We start from the raw sequence: 17,852 nt of genomic DNA on the forward strand, positions 1-17,852 counted from the left end.
TCACACTGCCTGCTGGCCTGGGGGATTCGTCACTGGATGACGAACGTGGAGTAGTGCACCTGGACGATGGGGTTGTAGGACTCGACCTTCTTGCGCTTCTTCTTTTTCTTCTTGGGGTTTTCTTCCTCTTCTTCTTCGTCGTCCGGGTCTTCGATGACGTAACCCATGGCGCGGGCCGCATCGCGCTTGATCTCGTCGGCCAGCGTTTCCTTGCCTTCCGGGCTGAGCAGCTCTTCCGAGCTCTTGTGCGACAAGATCAGCAGGATGCTGTTGCGGATGGCCGGCATGTACACCTTCATTTCGTCAGCCACCTTGGGGTCATCGACCTGCAGGTTCAGGCCGATCTGGGCATAACGGTCGGTGTCGCGATCGGTCAGGTTGACAATGAACGGGTCCAGCGGCACGAAGGCTGGCGGACTGGCCTTGGCATCCTTGTCGGGCTTGGGCGCGGCTTTCTTGGCCGGCTTGGCGTGCGCCTCTTCGTGGCCACCGTCTTCGCCTTCAGCAGCAGCGGCCTCGGCTTCAGCCGCCTTCTTCTTCATCATGTAGAACGCGCCGCCACCGCCGCCCAGCAGCAGCACAGCCACGGCCGCACCGATGATGACAAGCTTCTTCTTGCCTCCGCCCGCAGGGGCTTCGCCTTGTGCGGCCGGAGCGGGAGCAGGTGCGGCTGACATGGTGATCTCTCCGTCGATGAACTGAGTTCGATTATTCGGAGCCCGGCCTTTTTGCAATGTGCCAATAAGGCCCGCGGAAACCGGGTTGATCGTTCACAGAGGGTCAGGCATAGAGGTCCAGGCCGCCAGGACGACTCGATCCCAGGGGCCGTGCACCCAGGCTTTCAGACACCCCATCGGCCACGCCAGCGCTGACCCAGCGGACTTCGGGCTCACGCCCCTGGCGACCGGATGTGCCCTGGCCACCGTTTGGCTGGCCTGCAGCTGCCTGGGCCCAGGCCTGCTGCTGTGGCGTCTGGTCTGACACGCCGCCGCCCGACAGCTTCAGGCCCGACTCCTCCAGCGCCGAAGACAGCTGGCCCAGGCTGGCCTCGATGGCCTCACGCGTTTCTGCCGCTGCTGCCGCAAAGTCGATGTGGGCGTTCTGGCCGTCCAGTTCGATGCGGATGTGAACCGGGCCCATCTCGGCCGGATTCAGCCGCAGTTCGGCGGTCATGGGGCCATCGGCGGCTGGGCCATTGACCCAGAAAGCAACGCGATCGCTCAGGGCCTGGGTGAAGGCCGGGCTCTCCATGGGCGTGTGCAAGGTGCCGGTGTAATGGCGAGTGGCGCCCTCACTGCGGGGCGCGCTCAGAGGCTGCAGTTCGCGCTGCAAAGCCGAGGCGAAGCTGGCCGCCGCTGCATCACCCGCAGCAGAAGATGTTTCGTCCAGGCCCATCGCACGCAGCGGCAGGGCTCCGCCCTCGTCTGCGGAGGTCCCATTGCCACGGCCATTCCCCGTGTCCGAGTTGCCGCCGGCCTGACCGCGTTGAAGGGCCTGCATCGCGAGCGCTTCTGCACCTGATGCCCCCCTGGGCTGCCAACCCGACGTGTCGCCCTGGGCAGGTGGCAGGCCTGCCGCTCGAGCGCCTGCCTCGGCATCTGTCAACGCCTGGGCGCCCGGCTGTGCCGGGCTTTGCAGTGACGCCAGCCAGGCCAGCATGGCCGCCGGGTCGCTGGCCGCCACGTCATCAGGCACAGGCAGCTCCTTGACCCAGGCCATGGCCTCGCCTTGGGCGGTCTGAAACCGCACGGCCTCTCCAGCATCGCTGGCCTCGCCCGCCTTTTCGGCGCCCTCGGCTGCGGCATTGGCGTTGGGCTTGGATGCGCCATCGGCCTTGGCCGCCTTGCCCTGCTCCGGCGCACGCGCTGTGCTGGTGTTTTTGCGCAGCTCCTTGCTGGCCATGCGACTGGCCTGCCCATTTGCCTGCCCATTGGCCTGCCCATTAACCTGCGCAGGAGATGCAGTTTCGCCAGCGGTGTCCGCCTGGGTGATGTTGGACGGCTGAAGGTCGGCGCCAACGGTCTGCCCGTCACGGACCGATGGCGAACGGCCTGCCACATGGGCCTGCACCACGCGCGCTGCGGGCATGGCCTGGGGTGAAGCCGCCGGTGCATCGGGCTGGCGGTACTGTTGCATCCATCGCTGGAAGGCAGCGGCATCGCCTGACGTGCTGTTGCGGCCTGTGCCCTGGGTCTGCTGCAAGAGGGCCTCCAGGCTGGCGGCGTGGCTGGAAACCTGGCTGTTGGTGCGGGGAGTGGTCATGGTCAACCCTCGGGCTGTGTCCGTCCGGCGGACGTTGGCGTTCAGTTCAGCGGACTGCTGGAGGCACTGCGGGCCGACGCATACAGGCGCGCGGCCATCTCATCGGTGGCTTTCTGGTCACGGCGGTCCTGCTTGAGAGCCTGCTCACGTTCGCGCCGGTCCAGCAACTTGTCAACCGCAGCCACCTTGCGTTCGCGTTCGATCAGCACGGCCTGACAGCGCTCCATGTACACCCTGGCGGCTTCGGTGCGGCGCTGCTGCTCTGACTCTGCGTCGGTCATGCGGGTCATGAAATCCTGGTAGCAGCGCATGATCTCCATGCCGCCACTGTGACTGAATTGCTGTTGCCAGCGGTCCTGGTACTGCTTGCGAAAATCGTGAAGGGACTGCAGTTGTTGCCTTGCGGTGTCATGCGCACGGCGACCACTTTCAAACTGCGCAAACGCCTCGTCTCGGGCGGCCTGGGCCTGCTCCAGCAAGGCGATCAGTGGTTGCTGCGGACTGCTCAAAGTTCACTCCTGTGCTCACGGGACTTCACCCTTGAACGATGTCACGCAGCTGCCCGACGCTGTCGGCCAAAGTGGCCGGGCTATGCATGTCTTGTTGAAGCATTGCCACCATGCGGGAATGCGCGCGCACGGCCATGTCCAGCTCGGGGTCGCTGCCGGGGGTGTAGGCGCCCAACTGGATGAGGTCTTTGGCCTTGCTGTAGCGTGACCACAGCTGGCGGAAGCGCCGTGAGGCATCGATGTGCACGGGGTCGGCCACGTTGTGCATCACGCGCGAAGCCGAGCGTTCGATGTCGATGGCAGGAAAGTGCCCCGCTTCGGCCAATTCACGCGACAGCACGATGTGGCCGTCCAGGATGGCACGGGCCGCATCGGCAATCGGGTCCTGCTGGTCGTCGCCTTCCGACAGTACGGTATAGAAGGCCGTGATCGAGCCATGTCCGTTCAGGCCATTGCCGCTGCGCTCGACCAGCTGGGGCAGCTTGGCAAAGCAGCTGGGCGGGTAGCCTTTGGTGGCGGGCGGCTCCCCAATGGCCAGGGCGATTTCGCGCTGGGCCATGGCATAGCGGGTCAGCGAATCCATGAGCAGAAGCACGTGCAGGCCCTGATCGCGGAAATGCTCGGCAATGGCGGTGGCATAAGCCGCACCCTGCATGCGGGTCAGCGGTGGCGCGTCGGCTGGAGCGGCCACCACCACCGAACGGGCCAGACCCTCTTCGCCCAGGATGTCTTCGATGAATTCCTTGACCTCGCGACCGCGCTCACCGATCAGGCCCACCACGATGACATCGGCCTGCGTGTAGCGGGCCATCATGCCCAGCAGCACCGACTTGCCCACACCGGAACCGGCGAACAGGCCGATGCGCTGCCCACGACCGACGGTCAGCATCGAGTTGATGGCGCGCACGCCCGTGTCCAGCGGCAGGCGCACCGGGTCGCGCTCCATGGCATTGATCGGGCGGCGCACCAACGGTTCGCTGCGCACAAGGTTCAAAGGGCCCTGACGGTCCATGGGCTCGCCCTCGGCGTTGATGACGCGGCCCAGCAGCCCGCTGCCAATCGGCAAATGGCGCGTACGGTCTTCACTGCGGCGCCAGGGGTGGCTGGGGCGGCCCAGCAAAGGTGGGTTGATGGGCAGGCTGCGGGGCACCACGCGTGCACCGCTGGCCAGGCCATGCACCTCGGCCGTGGGCATGAGGTAGGCGCGGTCACCCGTGAAACCCACCACCTCGGCCAGCACCGCGGCCTCGCGGCGCATGTCGGAATGGATCTCGCACACCGCCCCCACGGGCTGACGCACGCCGGCAGCTTCCAGCACCAGGCCGGCCACCTTCACCAGCTTGCCTTCGTTTTCCAGGGGCTGCGGGGCGCTGGCACAGGCATCCAGGTCCTGCAGGAACCGGTGCCAGCGGTCCATGGCCACGTCATGGCCAGCGCGAATGGGCATGTTCATGGCGCGTCTCCGGTGGAAGGCGGTGGGTCGATGGCGTCGAGGTCATCCCAGGTCAAGTCGTCATCGTCGGCAGTGGGTGCTGCAGATGGCGTTGCGGCCGCGGGTGCAGCACGGCTGCCCTGGCGCTCTTCCCAGGGCATGGCACTGCCCATGGCGGCTGCGGCACGGCCCCAGCGGGCCTGCACGCTGGCGTCCACCACCGCAATGTCCGACTCGACCACACAGCCACCGGGGGCCACTTGGGGGTCGGCCACGGCTCGGGCGCCTCGTGTGGCCAGCGCGTCTTCCAGAGAACCCTGCGCCACGCGCAGGTCTTCGGGGTTCATGCGCAAGGTCACGTCGCGGGCACTGGCCAGCAAGGCGGCCATGGCGTCTTCCGCCACCTGCACGATCAGTTCGGGGCGCTGGGTGATTTCGCTGCGCACCACCTGTCGGGCCAGCTCCAGCGCCACCCCGGCAATGCGGCCTGAGAGCTGCGCTTCCAGCTGTTCGAGGCGCTGGTGCAGGTCAGCGACCATGGCGCCCACCTGATCGGACATGAAGGCGGCCATCTGGGCCGATTGCGTGGCCTTGTAGCTTTCCAGCGCGGCCAGGCCATCGCGGTAGCCGTCCTGGTAACCCGACTGACGGGACTCCTTCACCAGCACGTCCACCTGGGCCTGCGGCACGGTGGGTTCGGGTGGTGTGGCGGGCTGAGCAGGTTCAGGCGCGGCTGCAGTGCTGCCGCTGTGTGCACCCGCTTTCGCACTGGGCGCCTGTGCCATGGCAGGCGCAGACGCCGGGCCCGCAGGTCGCGCAGCCGGTTGCGGTGCCGGACTTCCCGCGCGTGTGGGCACCAGGGGCTCCACGTGGCTTCGGGCACCGGCCTGGCCTGCAGCAGAGGCCCCGGCGGGCGCCGCAGCACGGGGCGCCGCTGGCTTGGCTGCCACCGCCGTGTCACCCTCCTGCTGGGCCACACGCGAGGCAAAAGGAGCTTTGTGCACGCCACCACCCGCCGGTGATTCGCCAGGGGCTGGACGGGTGCTGCCCGGGCTTTCCAGCGACGCGGGGTTCCAGGCCGAAAAGCCCTTGAGCTCTTCGCGCGGGATGAACCGCGCGTAGCTGGAACCGCCGGGTGGCTGTTTAGACGTACTCATCGTCTCCTCCGCCGGCCAGCACGATCTGGCCTTCGTCGGCGAGGCGTCTCACGATCTTGAGCATTTCCTTCTGCTCGGACTCGACTTCAGACAACTTCACCGGCCCGCGAGATTCCAGGTCTTCGCGCAGGGTTTCGGCCGCGCGGCTGGACATGTTCTTGAACACCTTCTCGCGGATCTCGGGCGAAGCCCCCTTGAGCGCGATGATGAGCGATTCGGTCTGCACTTCCTTGAGCAGCGACTGGAAGCCCTTGTCGTCGAGCTTGCCCAGGTCGTCGAACACGAACATGTTGTCTTGGATCTTCTGGGCCAGGTCGCCGTCCGATTCTCGGATGTAATCCAGGATGGAGGTCTCCAGTGCCGAGCCCATCATGTTGATGATTTCGGCTGCGGGCTTGACCCCACCCAGCGACTGGCGCTTGACCTGCACGCCTCCAGCCAGCACGCGAGACAGCACCTCATTGAGGTCTTTCAGCGCATTCGGCTGGATGCCGTCCAGCGTGGCGATGCGGATCATCACCTCGTTGCGGTGCCGCTCCGTGAACGACTTCAGCACCGAAGAGGCCTGGTCCGGGTCGAGGTGCACCAGGATGGCGGCCACGATCTGCGGGTGCTCGTTGCGCAGCATTTCGGCCACCGAGGCCGCATCCATCCACTTCAGGCTTTCGATGCCGGTGGTGTCTTCGCCCTGCAGGATGCGGTCGATCAGCAGGTTGGCCTTTTCGTCACCCAGGGCCTTGCGCAACACCGACTTGACGTACTCGTCGGTGTCGGCCACCAGCGCACCCATGTCGGTGGCCTCCCCGGCGAACCGGTCCAGCACCGACTCGACGCGTTCCTTGGACACCGTTTTCAGCTTGGCAATGGTCTCGCCCAGCCCTTGAACCTCTTTCGGGGTGAGCTGTTTGAACACTTCAGCCGCTTCTTCCTCACCCAGCGACATCAGCAGGATGGCGGCGTCTTCCAGTCCTTGTTCGTCCATGCTTGCTCGTCACGCGTCGTTGTTGATCCAGCCACGCATCAGCGTTGCCATGGCCACGGGGTTGTCCTTGGCCAGCTTCCGGGCGCTGACCAGACGGGGGTCGGTGTCGGGGCCTTCCAGGGCAGGCAGGTTCTGGCCCTCGGCCAGGGCGGCTTGAGCAGCCGCGCCTTGCAGCGGTTGTCCGTCGGGGCCCAGGGCGGTCAGCTCGGGCAGGTCGTTGGCGTCGTCCACCACCGCATTCAGGCCAGCTGTCGCCTTCTCGGGCTCGACGGGCGGCAGGGGCTTGGCAGCCTGCAACGCAGGCTTGATGGCGCCAAACACCACGATGCCGGCCAAGCCCATGAAGGCCAGAGGCAGGGCCAAGGTCTTGAGCAGGTCGATCATCTCGGGCTGCTTGTAGAAGGGCACCTCGACCACGTCGTCCTTGACCGGCTGGAAGGGAGCCGCCACCACCTTGACCGAATCACCCCGCTGCTCGTTGAAGCCCACGGTTTCCTTGACCAGGGCCGTCAGCTTGTCGAGCTCTTCCTGAGTGGGCGGCTCGGTGGTGGTCTTGCCCTTCGCGTCGGTCTTGGTGATGTGGTTGACCACCACGGCGGCCGTCAGTCGCCGCACATTGCCCGTGCTGTTGCGGGTGACGCGCACGGTGCGATCGACCTCATAGTTGGTGACGTTGTCACGGCGCATCGTGCCGCCCGCACCATTGGCGCCAGGTGCTCCCTGCAGCGGGGCCGAGGCGCCGTTCACCGGCGCCGTGGCAGGCGTGGGCGGCTGGTTGCTCATCGCCCCCGGCACACCGGTGGCGTTGGCATTGCCGCCAGCGCCCATCTGTTCGCTGCTTTGCTGGCTGCGCACCGCGGCCGTGTTCACGTTCTGATTGGGCTTGTATTCTTCGGCGGTCGACTCGATCTGTGAAAAATCGATGTCGGCGGTGACCTGTGCGCGCAGGTTGTCCTTGCCCACCACAGGCTCCAGCAGCTCTCGCACGCGGTCGGTGAGCTTGTTTTCCATCTGGCGCACATACAGCAGTTGCTGCGCGTCCAGGCCGCTGTTGCTGTTGTCCTGCATGCCCTCGGCCATGCCGGCCAGCAGGCTGCCCGACTGATCGACCACGCTCACGGCCTTGGGCGACATCTCGGGCACGCTGGACGACACCAGGTGCACGATGCCTGCGATCTGGCCCTTGTCGAGCACGCGGCCAGGGTGCAGCGTCAGCACCACCGAGGCCGAGGCCTTTTGCTGTTCCCGGAAAAATCCATTCTGATTGGGCAGCGCCAGGTGCACTCGGGCGCTCTCGACGCCCGACAGCGCCTGGATCGACCGGGTCAGCTCACCTTCCAGGCCGCGCTGGAAATTCAGGCGCTCCTGGAATTGGGTCACGCCGAACTTCTGGGTTTCCATCAACTCGAAGCCCACGACCGAACCCTTGGGGTAGCCGGCCGTGGCCAGCTTCAGGCGCACGTCATGCACCTTGTCGGCCGGCACCAGGATGGCCGCACCGCCATCGGCGTGCTTGTAGGGCACGTTCATCTGCTGCAACTGCGCCAGGATGGCGCCGCCGTCTTTGTCCGACAAGTTGGTGTAGAGCACCTTGTAGTCGGGCTGGTGGCTGTAGACCACCATCATCAACGTCAGGGCCACCAGCGCGGCCAGACCACCGCCCAGCATCATCTTGCGCTGAGGCGACAAGGCCATCACGCGCTGAACGAATCCTTCAGGCGGCGGGGCCTCGACCACGGCCACCGGTGAGGCGGGCGAGGTCGCGAGAGCTTGAGGTTGTGCGAGCGTGACGTCCATGGGCATTCCGGTGCAGCCATGCGCACCGAAACCACACGATGCCGCAAAGCCGCCAAGACGAGCCCATTATTCGGAGAGCAACCGGGCAAAAGTGCCGGGAACAGCCGCCCAAATGCGATCCACTTCCTGCCATCGAGACAGGGTGCTTTTTCGTAGGATGTGGCCACTGCGATGACCTCCATCGCGCCCTGACAGGTATCGGCACCATGGATCTGAAACTGAAGCCCTTTGATTTCGCGAAGGCCGCCTCCAGTGCAGGCATGGCCGACGTGGCCGCCCGCGTGCAGGCCAAGGCCGCTGCAGGCGCCTTGGGCGGCGCAGCCGTGCAGAAGCCGGAAGCCAGCTTCCAGACCACGTTCTCGCAGGCCCTGAAAGACATCAGCAAGGCGCAAGGCACCGCGAGCACCATGCAGCGCGAGGTGCAGTTCGACAACCCCACGGTCAGCCTGGAAGAAACCATGGTGGCCATGCAGAAGGCCCAGCTGGGCTTTCAGTCGGCGGTTCAATTCCGCAACAAACTGGTTCAGGCGTACACGGATATCATGAACATGCAGGTCTGAGACGGGCGCCGGATGGCCGACGCCGTCGTGGCCGTCCTGAAAGACCCGCCCATGAACCCAGGCCCACGCAACGCATCGCTCTCGATTTTTCAGCTCCTGGCATGCGGTGCCCTGATCGTGACGCTGTCCATGGGCATCCGCCATGGCTTCGGCCTGTGGCTGCAACCCATCTGCCTGGAGCGCGGCTGGAGCCGCGAAACCTATTCGCTGGCCATGGCCGTGCAGAACCTGATGTGGGGCGTCGCCGGGCCGCTGGTCGGTTGGTGGGCAGACCGGCAAGGCGCCACCCGCCCGGTGCTGCTGGGCGCCCTGCTCTACCCACTGGGCTTGCTGGGCATGTCGCTGGCCAGCACCACCTGGCAGCTCATGGCCACCACCGGCGTGCTGATCGGTGTGGCGCAGGCCTGCAGCACCTACGCCGTGGTCTACGGGGCCATCGGTCGCCACGTGCCGGCCGAGCAACGCTCCTGGGCCATGGGGATCACGGCCGCCGCGGGCTCTTTCGGGCAGTTCCTGATGGTGCCGGTGTCCAGCACCCTGATCGGTTGGCAAGGCTGGCAGGGGGCACTCTGGAGCCTGGCCCTGGTGGCGCTGAGCCTGGCGCCGCTGGCTTGGCTGCTGCGGCACGACCGCCCGGCCACAGGCCATGGCGTGGCCCCGGCCCTCACCGCGACACATCAGACCGACCGCCGCACCGGCGCACACCCGAACAGAGGCCCCAACGGGGAGCCGTTGCATGCCGGCCTGGCCCTTCGGGAAGCCTTCTCCCACCCGAGCTACCTCCTGCTCACAGCCGGCTACTTCGTGTGCGGCTTCCAGCTGGCCTTCATCGGCGTGCACCTGCCCAGCTACCTGAAAGACCATGCCTTGCCGCCTGGCGTGGCCACCACAGGCCTGGCCCTGATCGGCCTGTTCAACATTTTCGGCAGCTACTTCGTGGGCTGGCTGGGCCAACGGGTGCGCAAGGCCTGGATCCTGGCGGGCATCTACGCCCTGCGCGGTGTGGTGATGCTCGCCTTCATCAGCCAGCCCCCGACCGCACTGAGCGTCGGGCTGTTCGCTGCATGCATGGGCTTTCTGTGGCTTTCCACCGTACCACCCACCAACGCCATCGTGGCGCAGATGCTGGGGGTCCGGTTCCTGTCCATGCTGGGCGCACTGGTGTTCCTGTCCCACCAGATGGGCTCCTTCCTGGGCGTATGGACGGCCGGCAAGCTTTACGACCACACCGGCAGCTACCAGGTGGTGTGGTGGGCCGCCATTGCCCTGAGCTTCGGGGCCGCCCTGCTCAATCTGCCGGTGCGCGAAACCGAAACACCTCGCAGTCGCCTGCAGGCGGTTTGAGCCCATTCGGACACCAGGAAACCAGGCCCGGTCAACCCATGGCACACATCAACCGTTGGCTGTTCAGACTCGTGATCCTGCTGATGCTGGCCGGGGTGTTTGCATGGTACTTTCTGGGCCCCGCTGCCTTCGATCTGCAGGCCCTCTGGGCCTTGTGCAGCAGCGGCTGAACACCTTTCACCTGCCCTTCACGTGCCACTCAACGCCCCGCCGTCTTTGCGCTCGCGCGCGCCATAAAAAGCAGGTGTGCCCCATTAGAATCCTCGAATCAAAGGAAAGTACATGAAACCGATTCTTGGCAGCATCGTTGCGCTGATCACCCCGATGCATGAAGACGGCAGCGTCGATTACGCCGCCCTGCGCAGCCTGATCGACTGGCACATTGCCGAAGGCACCGACGTGATCGGCGTGGTCGGCACCACCGGTGAATCGCCCACGGTCAATGTCGAAGAGCACTGCGAGATCATCCGCGTCGCTGTTGAGCAGGCTGCTGGCCGTGTGCCCATCATGGCAGGCGCCGGCGCCAACTCCACTGCGGAAGCCATCGAGCTGACCCGCTATGCCAAGAAGGTCGGTGCCGACTGCACCCTGCAGGTCGTGCCGTACTACAACAAGCCGACCCAAGAGGGCATCTACCAGCACTTCAAGGCCATCACCGAAGCGGTGGACATCCCCACGATGCTCTACAACGTGCCCGGCCGCAGCGTGGCCGACATGAGCGTCGAGACCATGGTCCGCTGCGCCAGCCTGCCGGGAGTCTTCGGCGTGAAGGAAGCCACCGGCAACATCGAGCGCGCCTGCTGGCTGATCCGCAACGCCCCCAAGGGTTTTGGCATCTATTCGGGCGACGACCCGACCGCCGTGGCCATGATGCTGATGGGCGGCTCGGGCAACGTGTCGGTCACCGCCAACGTGGCGCCCAAGGGCATGGCCCAACTGTGCAAGGCCGCCATGGCCGGTGACGCCAAGCTGGCCCAGGAACTGCATTTCAAACTGCTGCCGCTGCACAAGCAGCTGTTCTGTGAACCCAACCCCATCCCGGTCAAATGGGCCCTGCAGCGCATGGGCAAGGCCGGTGGCGCCCTGCGTCTGCCCCTGACACCGCTCACCGAGTCGGGCCAGGCCCTGGTGGACGCCGCCCTGCGCGAATCGGGCGTGCTCTGAACCCTCCCTCTAGCAACTGATTGCCTCCATGCTGACTGTCAAGAAACCCGGCCGACTGGCCCTGATCGCCTCGGCCTGCGCCCTCAGCCTGCTCCAGGGCTGCTCCACCGTGGGAGACCTCGTCGCCGGTGACAAGGTCGATTACCGCAGCTCGGGCACCAAGACGGTCAACCTGGAAGTGCCGCCTGACCTGAGCCAGCTCTCAGGTCAGGCTCGCTACACGCAGTCGAGCACAGGCGCTGTATCGGCCACGGCGTTCAGCCAGGCCCAGGCCAGTGGCAACGTCGGCAACGCCGAGCAGGTGGCACAGGCTGCAGCCGGGGTGAGCCTGGAGCGCGATGGCCAGACACGCTGGCTGAAAGTGAACCTGCCGGCCGAACAGGTGTGGCCGCTGTTGCGCGAGTTCTGGCAAGACAACGGCTTCGAGTTGCCCCTCGACCAGCCCGCCGCGGGCCTGATGGAAACCAACTGGAAGGAAAACCGCGTCGCAGTCAAGGGCAGCGGCTTGCGTGACCTAGTGGGCCGCGTGTTTGACAACCTCTACGACTCGGGCGAGCGTGACCAGTTCCGCACCCGCGTGGAACGCACGGCCAAGGGCACCGAGATCTACATCAGCCACCGCGGCATGATCGAGATCTACACCGACGCCCGCAAGGAATCGACCACCTGGAAGGCCCGCCCCTCGAGCCGTGAACTCGAAGCCGAAATGCTGTCGCGCCTGGTGGCCAAGCTCGGTGCACCCAAAGACAAGGCCGCCGAGACCAAGACAGCGGCCGCTGCTGCTGCCCCCGCAGCGACCACGCCACGGGCCCGTGTGGTCGACAACGGTCTGGCTGTGGCGTTTGCCGCCGACAACGGCGACCAGGCCTGGCGCCGCGTGGGCCTGGCCCTCGACCGTGGTGGCTTCACGGTGGAAGACCGAGACCGCACGAAAGGCTTTTATGAAGTCCGTCTGGCCGCCAAGGGTTCGGCCGACAAGCCCGGCTTGTTCGAGCGCATGGGCAACTGGTTCAGCAGCAAGCCGACTGACACGGTCTCACGCTACCGCCTCCAGTTGACCACCTCAGACCGCGAGGCCCGCGTGACCGTGCTCAACGGCGAAGGCAAGGCGCTGAGCGATGACAACGCGCGCGAAGTGATCCGGCAGCTGGGCGCCAATCTCGAGTGAGCCGCTGAGCGCCAGACAAAAAACCCGGCCTTGGCCGGGTTTTTTCATGGTGAGGAAGATCGGCGCCAACCGAAGGTGACCCGCTGACCGGCTCCCCATGAAAAAAGCCACCCGAAGGTGGCTTTCGAATCCCTGAGGACAGGAATCAGTTCGAAGCGGCCGAAGCAGCGTCCGAAGCGGCTTCAACAGCAGCCGAAGCGGCTTCCGAAGCGACCGAAGCGGCTTCAACAGCGGCCGAAGCAGCTTCAACAGCGGCCGAAGCAACTTCCGAAGCGGCCGAAGCGGCGTCAGCGGCAGCTTCTTCTTTCTTGCCGCAAGCGGCCAGGGCCATAGCGGCGATCAGCGAAGCCAGCAGGAGCGACTTTTTCATGCTTGTGTCCTCAAAAAGGAGTGTCAAAAGATTGGCGGAACTATGCGTACCCACAGTCCCACTGAAACGAGACTCAAGGGTGTTTCTTGGATAAGGCATCCGTGATGGAACACCTCATACAGACGATTATTATAGGATGCCTTCGGGCTAGTCCCTATAAGCCCAGCATTGACGCGCCCCCCGAGTCAGAGGATCGTTGCAAATTCGCATCAACCTTTTGGGTCATGGTGCGGACGATCTGAGCCGAACGGCTCCAGCCACCACGCCATTGCTCCGGGTCGTCCAGCCACAGGGCCAGGCTGCCACCGAGCACCATGATGGGGCCGAAACCGCCCATTCCGCCCAATTCCTCCTGAGGCAGCACGCGCAAGTGCACGCGGTGGGTCCAGGTGGGCTGCCATCGGAACCACCTTGGGTGAGCCTGCTGCGCCGCGCCCCAATCCAGTGCCAGCAAGTGGGCTTGCGCGCGGCGCTGTGTCACGGCCCAGTCATGCCAGGCCTGCACCGCATCGGTCCACCCCAAAGGCCAGTCGGCAAAGGTGGCGTCTTGCAGCCACATCTCCCCGCCCTGCTGTGCGGCTTCGCGCCAGGCGGCCTGCACCACCTGCTGCCAATGGGGCCAGCCGTCGATGCGACCTGCCTGGGCAGACAGGTCGAACGCGTCGGTGGTGTCGCTCATGGGGCACTCCTGAATCGGTGGGCCGGGCATGGCCATACAAGGTGTCACGCGCTGGGCAACACCCAGCCATCTTCACAGAACTGGTCCAGCAGGTCACGCACGGCCGTGCTGGCCCTGGCCACGTCGGCAGCGCTCAGGGCGCGTTGATCGGCCAGGCGACGCAGCAAACGGGCGTCGGCGCCGGCGGCGCGCCACGACTCGCCGTTGCAGTAAATGCGATGGTCGTCGTACATCATGCGTGTGGCCGGGTGCAGCACCAACCCAGCCCCTTCAGGCAGCACGTCGGCGATGTCGAACCACACCTTGGGCTTGGGTTCGGTCATGACCTCGCCCAGCGCCGCCAGCACCTGGGCCGGGTCTTTCAGGGCTCGGGCCACGGCGTCGGCCGCGAAGGCCTGCAGATCGGCCGGCATGCGGCCGGGTTCGGCGGTGGCGGGTTGTTGCGGGTCTTTGTACAGGCTACGCTGGTCGGTGTCCAGGCCTTCGGCAATGCGCACCAGCAGCTCGGCCGCCAGGCCATGGGCTTCGGGCACCCGAAAGCCGATCGAGCAGGTCATGCACTCGCCCTGGGCGATGCCGTCGTGCGCCCACCGAGGAGGCAGGTACAACATGTCGCCCGGCTCCAGCACCCACTCCTGTTCGCACTCGAAGTTCTGCAGGATCTTGAGCGGCTTGCGGGGCACCAGGGTGTCGTCCTTCAGGCGGCCGATGCGCCACTTGCGCTGGCCATGCACCTGAAGCAGGAACACGTCGTACGAATCGAAATGGGGGCCCACGCCGCCGCCGTCGGTGGCGTACGAGATCATGAGGTCGTCCAGGCGTGCGTCGGGCACGAAACGGAAGCGGCTCAGCAGTTCATGGGCCGCTGGCACGTGCAGGTCCAGCCCCTGCACCAGCAGCGTCCAGTTCGGCTGGGTCATGGGCGGCAGGCTCCGGCGGGCCAGCGGGCCATGCTTGAGGCGCCAGTCGGCCGTGGCCTTGCCTTTGGCCACACCCTGGCCCGCACCTGGGCCAGCCGCCTGCACGATCAGCCGAGACTCCACATCGTCGCGCCCCGCCAGGTCGAACAGGGCCTTGCGGTCGATGGGCGGCTTCACCCCCGGCACGGCCTGACGGATCAGCAAAGGCTTTTTCTGCCAGTGGCGCTTCATGAAGGCCGCGGGCGACAAGCCCCCCAGCAGTTCGGTGGGCTGTTGCAAGGGGTCTTGCGCAGTGGCGGCGGTGCTTCGGGCGGTTGGAACGGATCGGCGCGGGGTGGTGCTCATCTCGAGATGGCTTTCTGGAAGGTCGGGTTGTTCGCAGCCGCCATTGTCGCCGTGAGATGATTCGGGCATGGACATTCGCAACCCCTGTGTGGTGAGCCTGACGTGGCGTCTTGAGGACGCTCAAGGAGTGCTCATCGATGAACTGATGGAGCCGACCGAGTTTTTCTACGGCGGCGAAGACCTGCTGGGCAAGGTCGAAGAGGCCCTGGAAGGCCAGACCACCGGCCATGAGGCCGAGCTGTTCCTGGAGCCCGAACACGCGTTCGGTGACTACGACAGCGCGCTGGTGTTTTTCGAGGCCATCGACATCTTCCCGGACAACGTGGAAGAAGGCATGCAGTTCGAAGGCCCGCCCAAGGGCTCGACCACGCCCGACATGCCGCCCGACGTGATCTACACGGTCACCGAGGTGTACGACACGCACGTGGTGCTCGATGGCAACCACCCGCTGGCCGGCATCGCCCTGAAGATTTCGGTGCGTGTGGCCGACGTGCGCGAAGCCACCGAAGAAGAGATCGCGCAGGGCTCGGTGGCCCAGTCGATCTTCTCGCTGGCCATGGACCGCGATGGCGCCGACGAAGACGTGCCGCCGGGTGCCACGCTGCACTGAGTCTCCAAGGCGGCCCATCTGAAACAGCAAGGCGCACCGAGGTGCGCCTTTTTCATGCCGAGGTGCCTTCCTTCGGCGGCGTCAATCAGCCCTTGCCGGTGGAGCCAAAGCCGCCTTCACCGCGCTGGGTGGCCGCGCCGAAATCGGACACCACGCGGAAATCAGCCTGCACCACAGGCACGATGATCAGCTGCGCGATGCGGTCCATGGGCTGAATGGTGAAGGCTTCCTGGCCACGGTTCCAGCAGCTGACCATCAGCGGGCCCTGGTAGTCGGAATCGATCAGGCCCACCAGGTTGCCCATGACGATGCCATGCTTGTGGCCCAGGCCCGAGCGCGGCAGGATCATGGCCGCCAGCCCGGGGTCGGCCAGGTGCAGCGACAACCCTGTGGGGATGAGCTGGGCCTGGCCCGGTTGCAGCACCAGGGGCGCGTCCACGCAGGCGCGCAGGTCCAGGCCAGCGCTGCCCGGCGTGCCGTAGGCTGGCAGCTGGTCGGCCATGCGGGGGTCGAGGATCTTCAGGTCAACGGTGATGCGGGGCATGGGCGGTCTGGGGTACTCAGATTGAAGACAGGCGCTGCGCCAGGTCGGCCATCAGCTGGCGGGCCAGCGTGAGCTTGTCGGCGCTGCTGCCATCGGCTGGCAGGGGGTAGTGGCGCTGGGCGTCGATCACCAGCAGGGCGTTGTCGTCCTTGCCGAAGGTGGCCGGGCCCAGGTTGCCCACGATCATGGGCAGCTTCTTGCGCACCAGCTTGCTGCGGGCGTGTTCCAGCAGGTTCTCGCTCTCGGCCGCGAAGCCCACGCAGAACGGTGGCTGGGGCAAACCGGCCACCGCGGCCAGGATGTCGGGGTTCTCGGTCAGCTCGAAGGTGGGCGTGGCTTTCTTGTCACCCTCTTTCTTGATCTTCTGCGCGCTGAGGCTGGCCGGGCGCCAGTCGGCCACCGCGGCCGTGGCCACGAACACATCGTGCGCAGCCGCCTGGGGCAGCACGGCGTCGAACATCTGCTGCGCGGTGGTCACGTTCACGCGGCGCACGCCACGCGGCGTGGGCAGGTGCACGGGCCCGGCCACCAGCGTGACCTCGGCGCCCGCTTCGGCCGCGGCGCGGGCCATGGCAAAGCCCATCTTGCCGCTGGAGTGGTTGGTGATGCCGCGCACGGGGTCGATCGGCTCGAAAGTGGGGCCGGCCGTGATCAGCAGCTTGCGGCCTTGGAGCACCTTGGGCTGGAAGAAGGCCACGACCTCGTCGAGCAGTTCAGCGGCCTCCAACATGCGGCCGTCACCGAACTCGCCACAGGCCTGGTCGCCATGCCCCGGGCCCAGCAACTGGGCGCCGTCGGCCTGCAGTTGGGCCACATTGCGCTGGGTGGCCGGGTGCGACCACATTTCGCGGTTCATGGCCGGGGCCACCAGCAAGGGCGCGGTGTCACGCGGGCGCGCCAGGCACAGCAGGCTCAGCAGGTCACCTGCCCTGCCCTGCACCAGCTGGGCGATGAAGTCGGCACTGGCCGGCGCCAGCAGCACCAGCTCGGCCCATCGGCCCAGGTTGATGTGGGCCATGTTGTTGGGTTCGCGGGCATCCCACTGGCTGGTCACCACCGGCTGGCCGGACAAGGCCTGCATCGTCACGGCCGTGATGAAGGCTTCGGCCGCTTCGGTCATGACCACGCGCACTTCGGCGCCATGCCGGGTGAGCAGTCGCACGAGTTCGGCCGACTTGTAGCAGGCGATACCGCCCGACAGGCCCAGCACGATGCGCCGGCCCAGGAGATCTTGGCGTTCAGACATGGGCGGGACTCTAGCACTGGCTGGGCTGGCCGCCTCACGCCAGGTGCGTGACCAACGGCCCCCGGCCCGATGGACGACCCGCCTGTGGCACGCAAAGGCCTGTCGACAACGGTGTCTTTTTCAGTTTTCAGTAATTACTGAAACTTCAGCATAAACTTGACACCGAGCAAAGACACACCACCGCACTGCAACGCAAGGCACGCCATGAGCACCCTCTCCCCCCTGGTCCGCGGTTTCGTTTCCCACTTCGGCGAAATGGGCAGCCGCTGGGGCATCAACCGCACCGTGGGCCAGATTTATGCCCTGATCTACCTGTCACCGCGCCCGGTGAACGCCGACGAGATCGCTGAAGCGCTGGAGTTCAGCCGCTCGAACGTGAGCATGGGCCTCAAAGAGCTGCAGGCCTGGCGCCTGGTGCGCATGCAGCACCAGCCAGGCGACCGCCGCGAATACTTCGACGCGCCCACCGACCCCTGGGAGATCTTCCGCACCCTGGCCGAAGAACGCCGCCGTCGTGAAGTCGAGCCCACATTGACCATGCTGCGCAACGCCCTGCTGGAGCCCGCCGGCACCGACGACGACCGCATTGCCCAGGAACGGATGCAGGGCATGCACGACCTGATCGAGCTGCTGCTGACCTGGCACAACGAAGTCAACCGCATGGACCCGGCCACCCTGGCCAGCCTGATGAAGATGGGGGCCAAGGTGGGCAAGCTGCTGGATTACGCCAGCAAGCTCAAGGTGGTGGGTCGGGAGGGCTGAG

19 protein-coding genes are annotated in these 17,852 nt (G+C 66.0%); 7 read left to right on the plus strand and 12 right to left on the minus strand.

Annotated features, from left to right (window positions below):
* Positions 1-29: 29 nt before the first annotated feature.
* The 7 genes from EYS42_RS00265 to fliF form a co-directional block, all read right to left on the minus strand.
* A complete protein-coding gene (locus EYS42_RS00265; protein ID WP_130965878.1) occupies positions 30-677 on the minus strand; it encodes a flagellar basal body-associated FliL family protein in 648 nt (215 codons plus the stop codon).
* A gap of 103 nt (positions 678-780) precedes the next feature.
* On the minus strand, positions 781-2,262 hold the full coding sequence (locus EYS42_RS00270; protein ID WP_130965879.1) for a flagellar hook-length control protein FliK: 1,482 nt from the start codon (positions 2,260-2,262) through the stop codon (positions 781-783).
* Positions 2,263-2,303: 41 nt separating this feature from the next.
* Positions 2,304-2,771, minus strand: a complete 468-nt coding sequence (gene fliJ / locus EYS42_RS00275; RefSeq protein WP_130965880.1) for a flagellar export protein FliJ — start codon at positions 2,769-2,771, stop codon at positions 2,304-2,306.
* Positions 2,772-2,796: 25 nt separating this feature from the next.
* Positions 2,797-4,224, minus strand: coding sequence for a flagellar protein export ATPase FliI (gene fliI, locus EYS42_RS00280; protein ID WP_130965881.1), 1,428 nt, complete (start codon positions 4,222-4,224; stop codon positions 2,797-2,799).
* A complete protein-coding gene (locus EYS42_RS00285; protein ID WP_130965882.1) occupies positions 4,221-5,360 on the minus strand; it encodes a FliH/SctL family protein in 1,140 nt (379 codons plus the stop codon). Before EYS42_RS00285 ends, fliI begins: the two co-directional genes overlap by 4 nt.
* Positions 5,347-6,342 carry a flagellar motor switch protein FliG gene (gene fliG / locus EYS42_RS00290; RefSeq protein WP_130965883.1) on the minus strand — a complete coding sequence of 332 codons (996 nt, stop codon included), beginning with the start codon at positions 6,340-6,342 and terminating at the stop codon, positions 5,347-5,349. Before fliG ends, EYS42_RS00285 begins: the two co-directional genes overlap by 14 nt.
* 9 nt (positions 6,343-6,351) lie before the next feature.
* A complete protein-coding gene (gene fliF, locus EYS42_RS00295) occupies positions 6,352-8,139 on the minus strand; it encodes a flagellar basal-body MS-ring/collar protein FliF (RefSeq protein WP_130965884.1) in 1,788 nt (595 codons plus the stop codon).
* Between the two features lie 206 nt (positions 8,140-8,345).
* Here fliF and fliE point away from each other — a divergent pair, with 206 nt between their 5' ends.
* The 5 genes from fliE to bamC all read left to right on the plus strand — a co-directional run bounded on the left by fliE (position 8,346) and on the right by bamC (position 12,375).
* The gene (gene fliE, locus EYS42_RS00300; protein ID WP_130965885.1) at positions 8,346-8,699 is read left to right on the plus strand and encodes a flagellar hook-basal body complex protein FliE; all 354 of its coding nucleotides are present in this window, start codon (positions 8,346-8,348) and stop codon (positions 8,697-8,699) included.
* Positions 8,700-8,750: 51 nt separating this feature from the next.
* Positions 8,751-10,043, plus strand: coding sequence for an MFS transporter (locus EYS42_RS00305; RefSeq protein WP_130966485.1), 1,293 nt, complete (start codon positions 8,751-8,753; stop codon positions 10,041-10,043).
* A gap of 38 nt (positions 10,044-10,081) precedes the next feature.
* Positions 10,082-10,213 carry a hypothetical protein gene (locus EYS42_RS17400; RefSeq protein WP_280960168.1) on the plus strand — a complete coding sequence of 44 codons (132 nt, stop codon included), beginning with the start codon at positions 10,082-10,084 and terminating at the stop codon, positions 10,211-10,213.
* Positions 10,214-10,325: 112 nt separating this feature from the next.
* Positions 10,326-11,207 carry a 4-hydroxy-tetrahydrodipicolinate synthase gene (dapA, locus tag EYS42_RS00310; RefSeq protein WP_130965886.1) on the plus strand — a complete coding sequence of 294 codons (882 nt, stop codon included), beginning with the start codon at positions 10,326-10,328 and terminating at the stop codon, positions 11,205-11,207.
* Between the two features lie 28 nt (positions 11,208-11,235).
* Complete coding sequence (bamC, locus tag EYS42_RS00315; protein ID WP_130965887.1) at positions 11,236-12,375, plus strand: NlpB/DapX family lipoprotein; 1,140 nt, start codon at positions 11,236-11,238, stop codon at positions 12,373-12,375.
* A gap of 145 nt (positions 12,376-12,520) precedes the next feature.
* Here bamC and EYS42_RS17010 read toward each other — a convergent pair whose 3' ends face one another.
* The 3 genes from EYS42_RS17010 to EYS42_RS00330 all read right to left on the minus strand — a co-directional run bounded on the left by EYS42_RS17010 (position 12,521) and on the right by EYS42_RS00330 (position 14,575).
* Positions 12,521-12,745, minus strand: a complete 225-nt coding sequence (locus EYS42_RS17010; RefSeq protein WP_165456584.1) for a hypothetical protein — start codon at positions 12,743-12,745, stop codon at positions 12,521-12,523.
* A gap of 154 nt (positions 12,746-12,899) precedes the next feature.
* Complete coding sequence (locus tag EYS42_RS00325) at positions 12,900-13,424, minus strand: hypothetical protein (RefSeq protein WP_130965888.1); 525 nt, start codon at positions 13,422-13,424, stop codon at positions 12,900-12,902.
* Between the two features lie 44 nt (positions 13,425-13,468).
* Positions 13,469-14,575: a JmjC domain-containing protein gene (locus tag EYS42_RS00330; protein WP_245503486.1), complete on the minus strand. Its 1,107-nt coding sequence runs from the start codon at positions 14,573-14,575 to the stop codon at positions 13,469-13,471.
* Positions 14,576-14,756: 181 nt separating this feature from the next.
* On the opposite strand from EYS42_RS00330, the gene EYS42_RS00335 reads away from it, so the two are divergent.
* On the plus strand, positions 14,757-15,299 hold the full coding sequence (locus tag EYS42_RS00335) for an FKBP-type peptidyl-prolyl cis-trans isomerase (RefSeq protein WP_130965890.1): 543 nt from the start codon (positions 14,757-14,759) through the stop codon (positions 15,297-15,299).
* A gap of 85 nt (positions 15,300-15,384) precedes the next feature.
* Here the strand turns inward: EYS42_RS00335 and dut are convergent, their stop codons facing one another.
* On the minus strand, positions 15,385-15,834 hold the full coding sequence (gene dut / locus EYS42_RS00340; RefSeq protein ID WP_130966486.1) for a dUTP diphosphatase: 450 nt from the start codon (positions 15,832-15,834) through the stop codon (positions 15,385-15,387).
* Positions 15,835-15,859: 25 nt separating this feature from the next.
* On the minus strand, positions 15,860-17,089 hold the full coding sequence (gene coaBC, locus EYS42_RS00345) for a bifunctional phosphopantothenoylcysteine decarboxylase/phosphopantothenate--cysteine ligase CoaBC (protein ID WP_130965891.1): 1,230 nt from the start codon (positions 17,087-17,089) through the stop codon (positions 15,860-15,862).
* 204 nt (positions 17,090-17,293) lie between these two features.
* On the opposite strand from coaBC, the gene EYS42_RS00350 reads away from it, so the two are divergent.
* Positions 17,294-17,851 (plus strand): GbsR/MarR family transcriptional regulator, encoded by a 558-nt coding sequence (locus EYS42_RS00350; RefSeq protein ID WP_130965892.1) that lies wholly within the window; start codon positions 17,294-17,296, stop codon positions 17,849-17,851.
* Position 17,852 lies beyond the last annotated feature (1 nt).

Origin of the sequence: Aquabacterium lacunae, assembly GCF_004310865.1 — a bacterium.
Taxonomy (GTDB): Bacteria; Pseudomonadota; Gammaproteobacteria; order Burkholderiales; family Burkholderiaceae_C; genus Aquabacterium; species Aquabacterium lacunae.

What these genes read in the sequence shown, in the direction of transcription:
- EYS42_RS00335 (WP_130965890.1), top strand. Translation starts at nt 14,757, where the DNA reads ATGGACATTCGCAACCCCTGTGTGGTGAGCCTGACGTGGCGTCTTGAG.
- EYS42_RS00325 (WP_130965888.1), bottom strand. Translation starts at nt 13,424, where the DNA reads ATGAGCGACACCACCGACGCGTTCGACCTGTCTGCCCAGGCAGGTCGC.
- fliG (WP_130965883.1), bottom strand. Translation starts at nt 6,342, where the DNA reads ATGGACGAACAAGGACTGGAAGACGCCGCCATCCTGCTGATGTCGCTG.
- fliE (WP_130965885.1), top strand. Translation starts at nt 8,346, where the DNA reads ATGGATCTGAAACTGAAGCCCTTTGATTTCGCGAAGGCCGCCTCCAGT.
- fliF (WP_130965884.1), bottom strand. Translation starts at nt 8,139, where the DNA reads ATGGACGTCACGCTCGCACAACCTCAAGCTCTCGCGACCTCGCCCGCC.
- coaBC (WP_130965891.1), bottom strand. Translation starts at nt 17,089, where the DNA reads ATGTCTGAACGCCAAGATCTCCTGGGCCGGCGCATCGTGCTGGGCCTG.
- EYS42_RS00350 (WP_130965892.1), top strand. Translation starts at nt 17,294, where the DNA reads ATGAGCACCCTCTCCCCCCTGGTCCGCGGTTTCGTTTCCCACTTCGGC.
- EYS42_RS00285 (WP_130965882.1), bottom strand. Translation starts at nt 5,360, where the DNA reads ATGAGTACGTCTAAACAGCCACCCGGCGGTTCCAGCTACGCGCGGTTC.
- EYS42_RS17400 (WP_280960168.1), top strand. Translation starts at nt 10,082, where the DNA reads ATGGCACACATCAACCGTTGGCTGTTCAGACTCGTGATCCTGCTGATG.
- EYS42_RS00330 (WP_245503486.1), bottom strand. Translation starts at nt 14,575, where the DNA reads ATGAAGCGCCACTGGCAGAAAAAGCCTTTGCTGATCCGTCAGGCCGTG.
- bamC (WP_130965887.1), top strand. Translation starts at nt 11,236, where the DNA reads ATGCTGACTGTCAAGAAACCCGGCCGACTGGCCCTGATCGCCTCGGCC.
- EYS42_RS00270 (WP_130965879.1), bottom strand. Translation starts at nt 2,262, where the DNA reads ATGACCACTCCCCGCACCAACAGCCAGGTTTCCAGCCACGCCGCCAGC.
- EYS42_RS00265 (WP_130965878.1), bottom strand. Translation starts at nt 677, where the DNA reads ATGTCAGCCGCACCTGCTCCCGCTCCGGCCGCACAAGGCGAAGCCCCT.
- EYS42_RS17010 (WP_165456584.1), bottom strand. Translation starts at nt 12,745, where the DNA reads ATGAAAAAGTCGCTCCTGCTGGCTTCGCTGATCGCCGCTATGGCCCTG.
- fliI (WP_130965881.1), bottom strand. Translation starts at nt 4,224, where the DNA reads ATGAACATGCCCATTCGCGCTGGCCATGACGTGGCCATGGACCGCTGG.
- EYS42_RS00305 (WP_130966485.1), top strand. Translation starts at nt 8,751, where the DNA reads ATGAACCCAGGCCCACGCAACGCATCGCTCTCGATTTTTCAGCTCCTG.
- dapA (WP_130965886.1), top strand. Translation starts at nt 10,326, where the DNA reads ATGAAACCGATTCTTGGCAGCATCGTTGCGCTGATCACCCCGATGCAT.